The organism is Pelomonas sp. Root1444 (genome assembly GCF_001426885.1).
In the GTDB taxonomy this organism is placed as follows: Bacteria; Pseudomonadota; Gammaproteobacteria; order Burkholderiales; family Burkholderiaceae_C; genus Pelomonas.
The window spans coordinates 21,214-33,361 of the sequence record NZ_LMFP01000028.1 but is presented as its reverse complement, the minus strand read 5'-3'; the positions used below and the strand labels follow the sequence as shown (position 1 = coordinate 33,361).

The 12,148-nt window shown below is 65.5% G+C and carries 13 protein-coding genes; all 13 read right to left on the bottom strand.

What is annotated here, in order from left to right:
• Nucleotides 1–86: 86 nt before the first annotated feature.
• Nucleotides 87–494 (bottom strand): hypothetical protein, encoded by a 408-nt coding sequence (locus tag ASD35_RS18050; protein ID WP_056876360.1) that lies wholly within the window; start codon nucleotides 492–494, stop codon nucleotides 87–89.
• Between the two features lie 99 nt (nucleotides 495–593).
• A complete protein-coding gene (locus ASD35_RS18045; RefSeq protein WP_082580266.1) occupies nucleotides 594–941 on the bottom strand; it encodes a DUF305 domain-containing protein in 348 nt (115 codons plus the stop codon).
• Between the two features lie 97 nt (nucleotides 942–1,038).
• Nucleotides 1,039–1,437: a hypothetical protein gene (locus ASD35_RS18040; protein WP_056876358.1), complete on the bottom strand. Its 399-nt coding sequence runs from the start codon at nucleotides 1,435–1,437 to the stop codon at nucleotides 1,039–1,041.
• Nucleotides 1,438–1,499: 62 nt separating this feature from the next.
• Nucleotides 1,500–3,908 carry a copper-translocating P-type ATPase gene (locus ASD35_RS18035; RefSeq protein ID WP_082580265.1) on the bottom strand — a complete coding sequence of 803 codons (2,409 nt, stop codon included), beginning with the start codon at nucleotides 3,906–3,908 and terminating at the stop codon, nucleotides 1,500–1,502.
• Between the two features lie 13 nt (nucleotides 3,909–3,921).
• A complete protein-coding gene (locus tag ASD35_RS18030; protein WP_157275647.1) occupies nucleotides 3,922–4,218 on the bottom strand; it encodes a hypothetical protein in 297 nt (98 codons plus the stop codon).
• Nucleotides 4,219–4,434: 216 nt separating this feature from the next.
• The gene (locus ASD35_RS18025; RefSeq protein ID WP_056876356.1) at nucleotides 4,435–4,776 is read right to left on the bottom strand and encodes a copper-binding protein; all 342 of its coding nucleotides are present in this window, start codon (nucleotides 4,774–4,776) and stop codon (nucleotides 4,435–4,437) included.
• A gap of 32 nt (nucleotides 4,777–4,808) precedes the next feature.
• Complete coding sequence (locus ASD35_RS18020) at nucleotides 4,809–5,300, bottom strand: plastocyanin/azurin family copper-binding protein (RefSeq protein WP_056876355.1); 492 nt, start codon at nucleotides 5,298–5,300, stop codon at nucleotides 4,809–4,811.
• 11 nt (nucleotides 5,301–5,311) lie between these two features.
• A complete protein-coding gene (locus ASD35_RS18015; protein WP_056876354.1) occupies nucleotides 5,312–6,679 on the bottom strand; it encodes a multicopper oxidase family protein in 1,368 nt (455 codons plus the stop codon).
• Nucleotides 6,680–6,690: 11 nt separating this feature from the next.
• Nucleotides 6,691–8,088 carry a TolC family protein gene (locus ASD35_RS18010; RefSeq protein ID WP_056876353.1) on the bottom strand — a complete coding sequence of 466 codons (1,398 nt, stop codon included), beginning with the start codon at nucleotides 8,086–8,088 and terminating at the stop codon, nucleotides 6,691–6,693.
• Nucleotides 8,085–8,426, bottom strand: coding sequence for a hypothetical protein (locus ASD35_RS27355; RefSeq protein ID WP_157275646.1), 342 nt, complete (start codon nucleotides 8,424–8,426; stop codon nucleotides 8,085–8,087). Before ASD35_RS27355 ends, ASD35_RS18010 begins: the two co-directional genes overlap by 4 nt.
• A gap of 116 nt (nucleotides 8,427–8,542) precedes the next feature.
• The gene (locus ASD35_RS18005; RefSeq protein ID WP_056876352.1) at nucleotides 8,543–8,929 is read right to left on the bottom strand and encodes a DUF2946 family protein; all 387 of its coding nucleotides are present in this window, start codon (nucleotides 8,927–8,929) and stop codon (nucleotides 8,543–8,545) included.
• A 145-nt stretch (nucleotides 8,930–9,074) separates the two neighbouring features.
• Nucleotides 9,075–9,539: a Cu(I)-responsive transcriptional regulator gene (gene cueR / locus ASD35_RS18000; protein ID WP_200956087.1), complete on the bottom strand. Its 465-nt coding sequence runs from the start codon at nucleotides 9,537–9,539 to the stop codon at nucleotides 9,075–9,077.
• Nucleotides 9,540–9,571: 32 nt separating this feature from the next.
• Nucleotides 9,572–11,983 (bottom strand): heavy metal translocating P-type ATPase, encoded by a 2,412-nt coding sequence (locus tag ASD35_RS17995; RefSeq protein WP_056876351.1) that lies wholly within the window; start codon nucleotides 11,981–11,983, stop codon nucleotides 9,572–9,574.
• Nucleotides 11,984–12,148 lie beyond the last annotated feature (165 nt).

The following is a 12,148-nucleotide window of genomic DNA, read 5'->3' as shown; positions in this document are numbered from 1 at the left end:
CTCTCCACAAAGACCCTGGAAGCGATCGAGGACGATCGCGAGACGCGGATGCACCGCCGCTCAGGCGGCAGCACGGACGTCAGGGCTCAAATGCGGAAGACCTGGAGGGCGAGATAGACCGGCGGCGTGCCGTCAGGCGGGCCGGTATGGGCGGTGATGACCGCCGGAAGTGCCTCGACCGCTTCGGGCGCAAGCCAGAGGGCCAGGCGGGTCAGCAGCGGGTCGAGGATGACCGTGGGCGCCAGATCCGGTGCCGGCACGTTGTTGACCGTCTGCTTGTCGCGGTCGCAGTGCGCCTTGCACAACTGCGGCTGCTGGGTGTCCATTGAGGACGCCTGGTCACAGTCGGACATGCCGGCCATGGCGACCATCGGCGTCGACTGCGACCCGGCAGGTGCCGGGCAGGCGTAGGCCGCCGTCGAGAGTTGCAGGCACACCAGCACCAGCGCGAGCATGCTCGCGAACCAGCGTCGGTAGGCCTTCTTCAACTTCATGTCGCGAGTTTAGCGATTGGGACGGGGACTGTGGCGGCGTCGACTTGCGCCAACGCAAAGCCTTGCGTCTTTTGGCGGGTTGGCAACGGCGGCCAGGCCTCACTTGCTCTTCTGCAGCCAAGCATCCAGCTTGGCGATTTCCTGCGTCTGATCCTTGATCATCTTCTGGGCCATGGCCTTCAGTTCAGCCGACTTGCCGTGCTCGACCTCAGCCTTGGCCATGTCCAGCGCTTGCTGGTGATGCATCTTCATCATCATGGCGAAGTCCTTGTCGGTGTCGCCGGTCATCTTCATGCCCTGCATCTGCTGCATGCCAGACATCATGGCCTTGTTCATTTGCTCGGAGCCGTGGTTGGTTGGCTGAGCCAACGCAGCACTGCTCAAACCAACGGCGAGGACAACCGGACAGAGAGCGAAACGGACCGAGGTGGCAAGAAGGCGGTTCATGGAAAGTCTCCTGAATAGCGGGCGCGGCGGGGGATCCCGCCTCAGGGCGCAGCAATCAGCGCTCCCGTTGCTGGCGCGTTGCTGGCGTTCGCGGCAGCTACGTGCCCTGGCGTGCCGACGAAGCGAAACCGAGCCCTGCCGCCCAAAGGCCGACGGGCAGCAACAGCACCCACCGAAAGTCGGAGTCGATCGCAAAGTTGACCGCACTCATCAGTGCAACCGTCAGCGCACCGCTGACCGCCACAGTCACCAGCGTGCTGGGGCGTTCCCATAGGGCGCTGCGGGCGAGATGCAGGGTGAGCACGCCGGCTCCAGCCATGAAGCCGCCCATCACGATGAAGACGTGACCCAGCCAGCGCTCCAACCCTGGCAACTGCGCGCGGATCGCCGCCGGTTCCAGACCGATGTAGCGCACATCCTCGGGCAGCAACGCCGGGCGCACAAAAATGAAGTACAGCCCGAGTCCGACTATCCACAGGCCGTTCAGGGTGATCAACGTGCGTGCGACCCGCTGACGGCGATTCAGCGCTGGCACGGTCGGCTGGACCGTACGGCTGTTCACTTGGCGCCCCGAAGCCGCAGCGAATTGAAAACCACGCTGACCGAAGACAGGCTCATGGCCAGCGCCGCAATCATGGGCGACAGCAGCCACCCGGTGAACGGGTACAGCGCTCCGGCCGCCAGCGGTACGCCCAGGGCGTTGTAGACGAAGGCGAACATCAGGTTCTGTCGCATGTTGGCGATGGTCGCCTGCGAGATGCCGCGAGCGCGGGCGATGCCCCGGAGATCGCCCTTGACCAGGGTTACCTGGGCGCTGTTCATGGCCACGTCGGTGCCGGTACCCATCGCCACACCCACGTCGGCCTTGGCGAGCGCAGGGGCATCGTTGATGCCGTCACCCGCCATGCCGACGACGCGGCCTTCGCGCTGCAACCTGTCGACCAGCGCCAGCTTGTCGGCGGGCTTGACCTCGCCGTACACCTCGTCGATGCCCAGCTGCTTGGCGACTGACTTGGCGGTGGTCAGGCCGTCGCCCGTGGCCATCACCACCCGCATCCCTGCATCCTGGAGGCTCTTCACCGCCTCTGGCGTGCTTGGCTTGATCGGATCCGAGACCGCCAGGATGCCCAGCAGCTGCCCGTCACGAGCCAGAAACATGACGCTGCTGCCGCGCTGACGCATTTCCTCCGCGGGACCATGAAGCGGCGTCACGTCGACACCGTCCTGCTCCATCAGGGCGGTATTGCCGAGCACCAGCTTTTGCCCGTCGATCCCGCCGCGCACGCCGATGCCGGTCGAGGACTCGAAATCAACTGCTGCCGACAGGGTCAGGTTCCGGCTGCGCGCGGCGTCCACGATCGCGTGCGCCAGCGGATGCTCGCTGCCCTGGTCAAGGCTCGCTGCAAGGCGCAGCACCTCGTCCTCGGTCGCGCCCGGGGTCGCCACCGCGCGGTCGAAAGCTGGCTTCCCTTCAGTGAGCGTGCCCGTCTTGTCGACGATCATCGTGTCGACGCGCCGGAAGTTCTCGATGGCCGACGCATCGCGGAACAGGATGCCCTGTGTGGCCGCCTTGCCTGTGGCCACCATGATGGACATCGGCGTCGCAAGGCCCAGCGCACAGGGGCAGGCAATGATGAGCACCGACACCGCGTTGATGAGCCCGAACTGCCAGCCTTGCTCGCCGCCTAGCAACCCCCAGGCGAAAAATGAAGCCAGGGCGATACCGATCACGACCAACACGAACCAGCCGGCGACCTGGTCGGCCATGCGCTGCATGGGCGCCTTTGAGCGCTGGGCCTGCGCCACCATCTGCACGATCTGGGACAGCATGGTCTGCGACCCGACCCGCTCGGACTTCATGACCAGCGAGCCCGAGGTGTTGATGGTGGCGCCGATGACCTTGTCACCGGGGCGCTTCGTGACGGGCACCGGCTCGCCGGTCAACATGGCCTCGTCGACGGCGCTCGTGCCTTCGAGCACGACGCCATCCACCGGTACCTTTTCGCCCGGCCGGATGCGCAGACGGTCACCCACATGCACATCGGTAAGCGGTACGTCCGCCTCGCTGCCGTCGGGCTCGATGCGACGGGCGGTCTTGGGGGAGAGACGAAGCAGCGACTTGATGGCGGCGGAGGTTTGGGACCGCGCCTTCAACTCCAGCATCTGGCCCAACAGGGTGAGCGAGATGATGACTGCGGCCGCCTCGAAATAGACGCCGATGCGGCCGTGAGCGGTGAAGCTGGTCGGGAAGAGCTGCGGTGCGACCGTCGCCACGACGCTGTAGGCGAACGCCGCGCCGGTGCCGATACCGATGAGCGTCCACATGTTCGGGCTGCGGTGCAGGAACGACTGCAGGCAGCGCACAAAGAACGGCCAGCCGGCCCAGAGCACCACCGGCAACGAGAGCAGCAATTCCAGCCAGCTTTGCTGGGCCGGGGCCATGAGGCCGAAGCGGTGCCCGGCCATGGCCAAGGTCGTGACCACCACCGTCAGCGGCAGCGTCCACCAGAAGCGTCGGGAGAAGTCGCGCAGTTCGGGGTTGTCGTCGTCCGCCGTTGCCTCGGGGATCAACGGCTCCAGCGTCATGCCGCACTTGGGGCAGCTGCCGGGATGGTCCTGCCGGATCTCAGGGTGCATTGGGCAGGTGTAGATGGTGCCCGCCATTGCTGGCGCATCGGCGGGCGCAGCTGCTGGAGAAGCACCGGCAGCGACGGCCGTGGGACGCAATGCAGTGGCGGGACCGTCGTGGTGATGAGCATGCCCATGGTCATGGCCACGCGGTGTCGCCGTGTCGATGCGGTTGCCTTCGGCCTGGCCTTCGGGCACCAGGTGCATGCCGCATTTGGGGCAATCGCCGGGCCGGTCCTGGCGGACCTCTGGATGCATCGGGCAGGTGTAGACCGTGGCGCTGTGGGGCTCGGAGACGGTGGCAGCGGTGAGCCCGCCGTGGTTGTGGTGGTGATCCATATCTTTCTCCGTTCTATCCCTGTGCCACACGCCAGACCAGCGCAATGCCCAGCAGGGCAAGGGCAATCCAGCAACCCGCGAAGAGCCACCGACTCCAGCGCGGCTGGATTTGGCCGCGTTGCAGACGCTGCTTGAGAACCATGCCGGTGGCATGAGTGAGCGCGCCGACAACCAGGATGGCAGGCGCGTCGTCAGCCAGGCGGGGCCACAACAGTGCGATTCCGGCGCCCAGCACAGCCGCGCCCGCCGTCGAAAGCAGCTCCGCGGCCTTCAGGGCGCCAGGGACCGAGCTCGACACCTGCATGGTCACGGGCGCTTTCCAAGGGAGACACCTTGACGGGATCCAGCGGGTGACATGTTCATGAAGTCCATACTCACTGAAATGCTTTGAACGCTGATTGACCTCGATCAAGCCATTGGGTTCGGCGGCAGGCGCACAACATCGACAGCCTGCGCACCTGGCCGCCATAGTCGCCGGCGAAGCGGCCAGCGCGAAGCCAGCCGCTTCGCTGACCGATCTCTGGCATCACTTGGTTGGCTGGATGGCCGTGACAGTGAAGGCGCCGTTCACCTTGTCCGCAGTGAACTTGACCTTGTCGCCCTCCTTGAGGCTGTCCAGCATCTTCGGGTCCGCGACCTTGAAGACCATGGTCATGGCTGGCATGGCGAGGTTCTCCAGGGGCCCGTGGCGCAGCGTCAGCTTGCCCTGCGCCTTATCTACCTTGCGCACCTCCCCGTCGCTCAGGGGCGCGGCGGCCGTCGCCGGGTGGTGAGCTGCATGGTCGGCGGCGGACGCGGGAGTTGTCTGTGCGGTGGCGCTCAGGGCGGTGGCGGACGAGACGATGGCGATGATGTGGGTGAGTTTCATGTCGTGAGTCCTTTCAGGGTGGGTTGGGCGATCTACTTGACGGTCAGCCTGCCGACCATGCCGGCTTCGAAATGCCCCGGCTGCAGGCAGGCGAACTGGAACTCACCGGGCTTGGTGAACTGCCAGACGATTTCGCCGCGCTTGCCGGGCTTGACGTGGGCGATGCTGGGGTCGGCGTGTTCCATGTCGGGAAACTTCTTCATCAACTCCGCGTGCTCGACGAGGGCCTTCTTGGTCCCCAGCACCATCTCGTGCAGAAGCTTGCCGTCGTTGTGCACGACGAACTTGACGGTTTCGCCGCGCTTGACGGCAAGGTTTGCCGGCGTGAACCGCATGTTGTCGGCCATGTCGACCTTGATCGTGCGCGTGACCTTTTTTGGGTCGCCTTCCTGGCCGAAATCGGTGGCCTCCACCTTCGCGGGATCGAACTTGCGCGGCTTCGCGTGTTCTTCGTCGCCGTGGGCAAAGGCCGCGGACGAGGCGGCCACCAGCGCGGCCAGGGTCAGAACGTGTAGCTTCTTCATGGGGTCTTCTTTCAATGGCCTTGGTGGCCGCTGGGCTTGCGAACTTGCAGGGGCTTGGTGTCGCCCTTGGGCGTGGCAGCGCGCTCAGGCTCGGGCATCTCAGCGGTGTATTCGTTGGCGATCGTGCCGGCCGGGTGCTTGTAGGGGCCGGGGTCGGTGTAGTCCCCGCGCTTGACGTCGTCGCGCACCTTCACGACGCTGAACATGCCGCCCATGCCCACCGGCCCGAACGGGCCGGTGCCGGTCATCATCGGCAGCGTGTTGTCCGGGATGGGCATCTCCATCTCGGCCATGTCGTGCATGCCCTTGTCGCCCATGACCATGTAATCGGGGACGAGCTTCGTGATCTTCCTGGCGACCTCGGTGTGGTCGACGCCGATCATGGTGGGCACGTTGTGTCCCATAGCGTTCATCGTGTGGTGGCTCTTGTGGCAGTGGATGGCCCAGTCGCCCGCGACGGCGTCGAACTCGAAGGCACGCATCTGGCCCACCGCCACGTCCGTCGTGACCTCGGGCCAACGCGCGCTTTTGGGAACCCAACCACCATCCGTGCCGGTCACCTCGAAGTGGGGACCGTGCATGTGGATGGGGTGGTTGGTCATCGTCAGGTTGCCCACCCGGATGCGCACCCTTTCACCCGTTCGCGCGACGAAGGGGTCGATGCCCGGGAAGGCCCGGCTGTTCCATGTCCACAGGTTGAAGTCGAGCATGGTGTTCACGCGCGGCGTCGCGCTGCCCGGCTCGATGTCGTAGGCGTTCAGGATGAAGCCGTAGTCGCGGTCGACGCGGTACTGCTTCGGGTCCTTGGGATGGATGATGAACAAGCCCATCATCCCCATCGCCATCTGGACCATCTCGTCGGCATGCGGGTGGTACATGTGCGTGCCCGGGCGTTGCAACACGAACTCGTACATGAAGGTCTTGCCCACGGCGATGGGCGGCTGGGTGAGTCCGGTTACGCCGTCCATCCCCGAGGGCAGCAGCACGCCGTGCCAGTGCACGCTCGTCACCTCGGGAAGCTTGTTGGTGACGAAGATGCGGACGCGATCGCCTTCGACGGCCTCGATGGTCGGCCCGGGGCTGGAGCCGTTGTAGCCCCAAAGGTTGGCGTTCATGCCGGGTGCAATCTCCCGGACGACCGGCTCTGCGACCAGGTGGAACTCCTTGACGCCATCCTTCATTCGCCAGGGCAGCGACCAGCCGTTGAGCGTCACCAGTGGATTGAAGGGCCGGCCGTTTGGAGGCGGCGGTGGAATCTGCGTCGTCGCCGCTGTCTGGATGACGGCTTCCGGAAGGGACGCGGCCCCCACGCGGCTGACTGCGGCTGCGCCAATGAAGGTGGCACCGGCCGTCTTGAAGAAGGTTCTGCGGTTGTTCATGTCGATGTCTTTCAGTGACCGGCTTGCTCGGCGGCCGCGGCCTTCGCAGGACCCATGGCGGGGCTGCCGCTGGGCGAACGGCCCGTCAGCGCTGTTTGCAAATTGGTCTCGGCAATCCAGTAGTCGCGCTGGGCTTCGATGGCGGCAGTCACGGTTGAGACCTGGTCGCGTGCATCCGCGAGCAACTCGAAGACGCTGGAGAGCATCCCGTTGTAGCGAAGCAGGTTCTCTTCCGAGATGCGCTTGCGCAGAGGAACAACCTCTTCGCGATAGTGCCGCGCCAGGTCGAACGCCGTCCGGTAGGCCGAGTAGGACTCGCGCACTTCGGACCGCGCGTTGACGGCGACTTCAGCCGTTCGATGGACCGACTGCATGTAGATGGCTTCCGCCCGGGCCGTGCGGGTTGAACCGAAGTCGAAGAGCGGCAGCTCCAGCTCGATTTCAAAACCGTTCTTCCGCGGTTCGCCCGTCTCGCTCATGTTGGCGTAGCCAGCATGGAGGACATTGATGAAACGCGTGCTCCGAGTCAGTCCCAGCGACTTGGCCGTGGCCTCCGTACCGCGCTTGGCCATCAGCACATCCAGACGCTTGTCGATGGCGGTCTGCTCGGCGTCCTTCGGTTCGACGGGCGTCTTCGGCAGTTCGGGCAGATGCTCGGAGAGTTGGAAAGTGAGCTGGTCGCCCGACAGGCCCAGCGCTCGCACCAGCCGCTCCCTCTCCGCGACCGCCTGATGGCGCGCGCGTGCCAGGTTGGCAGTCGCATCGGCATAGAAGGACTGCTCGCGCATCTGGGCGAGCTTGCTGAAGTTGCCCGCCTTCAGCATGCGCCGCGCCAGGTCGTTAGAAGCGTCTGCCGCGTCCTTGACCTGCTCGTAGTAGCCCACGAGGTCCTGGGCGGCGACTGCGCCGAAGAACGCCTTGCGCGCTTCCGCCGCCACGCCGACAGCGTCAAAGGCGGCCTGGTACTGCGCCTGTTCGAGCTGTCGCTGCGCCACCTGGCTCGCGACGGGCAGTGTCAGCAGGCCGAGGAAGTTGAACATCACCGAGCGGTCGATCTCCGTCACACCGTGACCACTGAGGCGACCAAAGGAGAAGGTCGGATTGGCCAGGCGGCCCGCGCGCACGCGGTCGGCCTCGGCGATACCAAGCTCCGAGAAGCTTGCCTGCAAGCCTCGGCTGTTCAGAAGCGCAACCTCGACCGCGCCGTCAGCGGTCAGCTGCTGCTTGAGCAGTTCCGCAACGCGAACGCTCGCGGAGTCGACGTCCGTCGCGTAGCGCTGGAGGCTGACGCTCTGGCCGGTGCGCTCTTTCGTCAGTTCGGTAACCTTGCCGGCCCCGCCGTCCGGGGAGAACGACGCGCAGCCTGCCAGCAGGAGGGCCGCTAGAGCGGCGGCGGTCAACTTCATCATTGCTTGCCTCCATGCTGGTGATGTGCGCCGTGCTGCGGCATGGCCGGCTTGGATGCGGCCGGAGCTGGCGCCGAAGCCGCGGCCGGCATCCCCGGCATGTTGTGGCCAGCGTGCCCACTGCCGCCCGCCGCTTGAGCGCGCAGGTCGTCATTGAGTGCTCGCCAGTCCCCTGGCTTCGCGTCTTGCCAGGGCTTGTAGTCAGTGAAGGCCGATTGGTAGCGCAGCGCGGGCGCGGGCGCCTTCGCGGCCGCAGGGTCAGCTCGACCCGTTTGCCCAAGCGCAAGCAGGGGCAGGCACAGCGCCGCCACGGGCACGAGCCCGAAAAAGAGGTTGTTCATTGTTCGAAACCATGTGGTTCATCGGCTCGGCATCGCCATAGCCAGAGGACTCCCGCGCGCCGGCCTACTGGCGGACGCACGAGCCCAGTCAGGCCTCCCTGGGAGGCCTAGGTGGGTCAGATGGTTCGGGGTGGGCGCTCCTGGCGGTCCGAGAGGAAGCTCGGCGCAGGAGTCGAGAAATCCGGGAACTTGACGCTGGGAAGAGCCGCGGGCTCTGGCAGCTGGGGCGCATTGCTCACCAAAGGCGTCAATGAACAGAAGGCCGAACACATGTTGCACTTGTCCACAGCACTATGGTCATGCCCGTCATGGTGGCCGGCGCCGCCATGGTCGTGCGCCGCCTCTTGGTGGTCCATGTCGTGGTGGTGCGCGTCTTGAGCGATGCGCAGTTCGCTCTGCATGCCCGAGCTGCCGACCGGGCACAGCATGGCTGCAGCCACCGCACCCCTGATGGGGAGCAGTACAGCCAGCAGCAGCAGGAACCAGATCCGGATGGTCTTCACACGCAAGGCAACAAATAGGACAGGTGTCAGGCTATCGGGGTCTCGAGCGACCCCGTTTCACAAAGCATCGTAAACCCTGCCACTGTGACAAGGTCAAGCGGTTAGCGCCTCGTTTCATCTTCGAGGAGCATGCCTGCGGACTGGTCTAGCTTGCCTTCAGGGGGTGACGCCCAGGTCGTAAGCCTGACGTCTTGCCGTGCGCCGCATGCTGCACCGCCGGGGCGTCTTGCGCGAGCGTATCGATGATGGGGCAGTCCGGGCGCTCGTCACCGTGGCAGCACTGAACGAGATGTTCGAGCGTCGCCTTCATCGCATGCAGTTCCTTGAGCTTCTCGTCCAGTTCCACGATGTGGGCCTGAGCCAATGCCCGAACTTGGCGACTGGGACGTTTGCGGTTCTGCCACAGGCTGAGCAGTTCGCGGATTTGCTCGATGGAGAACCCGAGGTCGCGGGACTGGCGTATGAACCGCAGCGTGGAGACCTCCTTGTCGGTGTACTGCCGGTACCCCGACTCGGTCCGCGCCGCTTCCGGGAACAGGCCGACGCTTTCATAGTGCCGAATCATCTTGGCCGACACGCCCGATGCCTTCGCCGCTTCGCCGATGTTCATGCTCATCTGTCTGGTCCTCATCTGGTCGTGATTCACGATGCAGGGGTATCGGTCGCGCCGCGCCAGCGGCGCAGGGTCAGCGCGTTGGCCACGACGCTCACGCTGCTGAAGGCCATCGCTGCTCCGGCAATCACCGGGTTCAGCAGCCCGAGTGCCGCCAGCGGGATGCCCAACACGTTGTAGCCGAAGGCCCAGAACAAGCCCTGCTTAATTTTTGAGTATGTGCGGCGCGACACGTCGAGCGAGTCCGCCACCAGCCGCGGGTCGCCGCGCATCAGCGTGATACCGGCTGTCTCGGTCGCAACGTCGGCGCCTCCTGCCATCGCGTACGACACGGATGCCGCCGCCAGCGCCGGGCCGTCGTTCAGGCCGTCGCCGACAAAAGCGACCACCTCACCGGCGTCGCGCAACGCCTTGACGACGCTCGCCTTGTCACCGGGCAAGACCTCGGCGTGGACCTCGTCGATGCCCAACTGCCTCGCCACGGCTTCAGCAGCTCCTCGGTTGTCGCCCGTCAACATGACGGTCCTGATGCCGAGTTCATGAAGCCTGGCCACGGCCGCGCCGGCTGTCGCTTTGACCGTATCTCCAAACGCCAGGAGGCCGAGCACGCGCCGTTCGTCACCTTGTGAGCCGATGAGCCAGGACACGGTCTTGCCTTGGCCTTCGAGCTGGTAAGCGGCATGCCGCGCCGAGCCTTCCTCCAGCCCCAGTTCCCGCAGCAGGCGGGTGCTGCCGAGGGTCAACCTCTGGCCGCGCACGAGCCCCTCCACACCACGACCTGGCAGCGCCGCGACCTGGTGCGCCTCGGGCACCGACACGCGTTCATCGCGCACCCTGTCCATGATCGCGGCGGCCAGCGGGTGGCTGCTCGACCGTTGGAGTGCCGCGGCGAAGCGCAGCACGTCTTCGCGCGTTACTCCCTCGGCGGGCTCTATCGCCGCGAGCGAGGGCTTGCCCTCGGTCAATGTGCCCGTCTTGTCGAAGGCAACGACCGTCACCGCGTGCGCGACTTCGAGCGCCTCGGCGTCCTTGATGAGGATGCCGTGGCGGGCCGCCACGCCGGTGCCGGCCATGATGGCGGTTGGAGTCGCCAGGCCGAGAGCGCAGGGGCATGCAATGACCAAGACCGCCACAGCGTTGATGAGAGCCGCCTCCCAATTTCCGGTGAACCCCACCCACCCAAGGAAGGTTGCCAGGGCGATGCCCAGCACCACGGGGACGAACACCGCGCTGACCCGGTCGACGATGCGTTGGATGGGCGCCTTGGCCGCCTGGGCCGACTCGACCATGCGGATGATGCGGGCCAAGGTCGTCTCAGCGCCGATGGCGGTCGTGCGGACGAGCAGTACGCCTTCGGCGTTGACTGCGCCTCCTGTCACCTTGTCGCCGACGTTCTTGGCAATGGGAAGGCTCTCGCCCGTGATGAGCGATTCATCGATGTGGCTGCGACCTTCGACGATTTCGCCGTCCACCGCCACGCGATCACCTGGCCGGACGATGACCAGCTCGCCGACGGCCACCTGGTCCACAGGTATGTCGGACTCGACGCCGTTGCGGCGCACCCGTGCCGTGGCAGGCTTCAGGGCGTTGAGCGCGCGGATGGCATCGGCGGTTTGGCGCTTGGCACGGTGCTCCAACCACTTGCCCAACAGCACCAGCGTAATGACGGCTGCGGAAGCCTCGAAGTACAGATGGGGCATGCCGTGCTCGGCATGTTTGATGAGCAGGTAGATGGACAAGCCGTAGGCCGCAGACGTGCCGAGGGCGACGAGGAGGTCCATGTTGCCCGTCTTCGCCATCACCGCCTTCCAGCCGGCGCGGTAGAAGCGCCATCCCAGCCAGAACTGCACCGGCGTCGCGAGAGCGAGCTGCACCCAGCCGTTCAGCGCCCACGCAACGCCGAAGAGCTGCAGCAGCATCGGGGCAATCAGCGGCAGGGTCAGCGCGCCGCTGGCAGCCACAGGCCACCAATCGGCGGCTTTGCTGGGCGGCTGCTTCCCTTCGTTCTTCAGCTCGTGCGCGATGTAGCCAGCCTTGTCGACCGCCGCCTTCAGCACAGCGACAGGGACGGTAGAGAGCGCTTTCACCGAGGCCCGTTCCGTACCGAGGTTGACCGAGGCGCTGGAAACACCCGCGACCTTCATCAGCGCGCGCTCCACGCGGCCGACGCAGGACGCGCACGTCATGCCCTCGACCTGCAGGACGGTCTGCGAGGTGGCAACGTCGTAACCCGCCTTGCGAACCGCAGCGGCGAGCACGTCCGCGCTGACCGAACTGTCAGAACTGACCGTGGCTTCCTCGGTCGCCAGGTTGACGCTGGCCGACTGCACGCCCGGCACCGCTTCGAGAGTCTTCTCGACGCGCATGACACAGGAAGCGCAGGTCATGCCCGTGACTTGAAGCTTGATGCCGTGCGGATTGGAGAGTGCGGCGATGCTCATGGCGACCTCAGATGCTGTTCGATGACGGCATCGTCAAGGTTCCAACATTGGCAAGGTCAAGGGGCCGTGGAATTTGTTCACTTTCTTTAGGGATTCTGCGCCGGTATGGCTTGACCTTCCAACTGTAGGAGGCTCGAAAGTCCAGCTGTCACCAACCCAGTCCCA

Excerpts from the sequence above, each read along its gene's own strand:
- ASD35_RS18050 (WP_056876360.1), bottom strand. The coding sequence starts at position 494 with ATGAAGTTGAAGAAGGCCTACCGACGCTGGTTCGCGAGCATGCTCGCG.
- ASD35_RS18045 (WP_082580266.1), bottom strand. The coding sequence starts at position 941 with ATGAACCGCCTTCTTGCCACCTCGGTCCGTTTCGCTCTCTGTCCGGTT.
- ASD35_RS18035 (WP_082580265.1), bottom strand. The coding sequence starts at position 3,908 with ATGGATCACCACCACAACCACGGCGGGCTCACCGCTGCCACCGTCTCC.
- ASD35_RS18025 (WP_056876356.1), bottom strand. The coding sequence starts at position 4,776 with ATGAAACTCACCCACATCATCGCCATCGTCTCGTCCGCCACCGCCCTG.
- ASD35_RS18020 (WP_056876355.1), bottom strand. The coding sequence starts at position 5,300 with ATGAAGAAGCTACACGTTCTGACCCTGGCCGCGCTGGTGGCCGCCTCG.
- ASD35_RS18015 (WP_056876354.1), bottom strand. The coding sequence starts at position 6,679 with ATGAACAACCGCAGAACCTTCTTCAAGACGGCCGGTGCCACCTTCATT.
- ASD35_RS18010 (WP_056876353.1), bottom strand. The coding sequence starts at position 8,088 with ATGATGAAGTTGACCGCCGCCGCTCTAGCGGCCCTCCTGCTGGCAGGC.
- ASD35_RS27355 (WP_157275646.1), bottom strand. The coding sequence starts at position 8,426 with ATGAACAACCTCTTTTTCGGGCTCGTGCCCGTGGCGGCGCTGTGCCTG.
- cueR (WP_200956087.1), bottom strand. The coding sequence starts at position 9,539 with ATGAACATCGGCGAAGCGGCGAAGGCATCGGGCGTGTCGGCCAAGATG.
- ASD35_RS17995 (WP_056876351.1), bottom strand. The coding sequence starts at position 11,983 with ATGAGCATCGCCGCACTCTCCAATCCGCACGGCATCAAGCTTCAAGTC.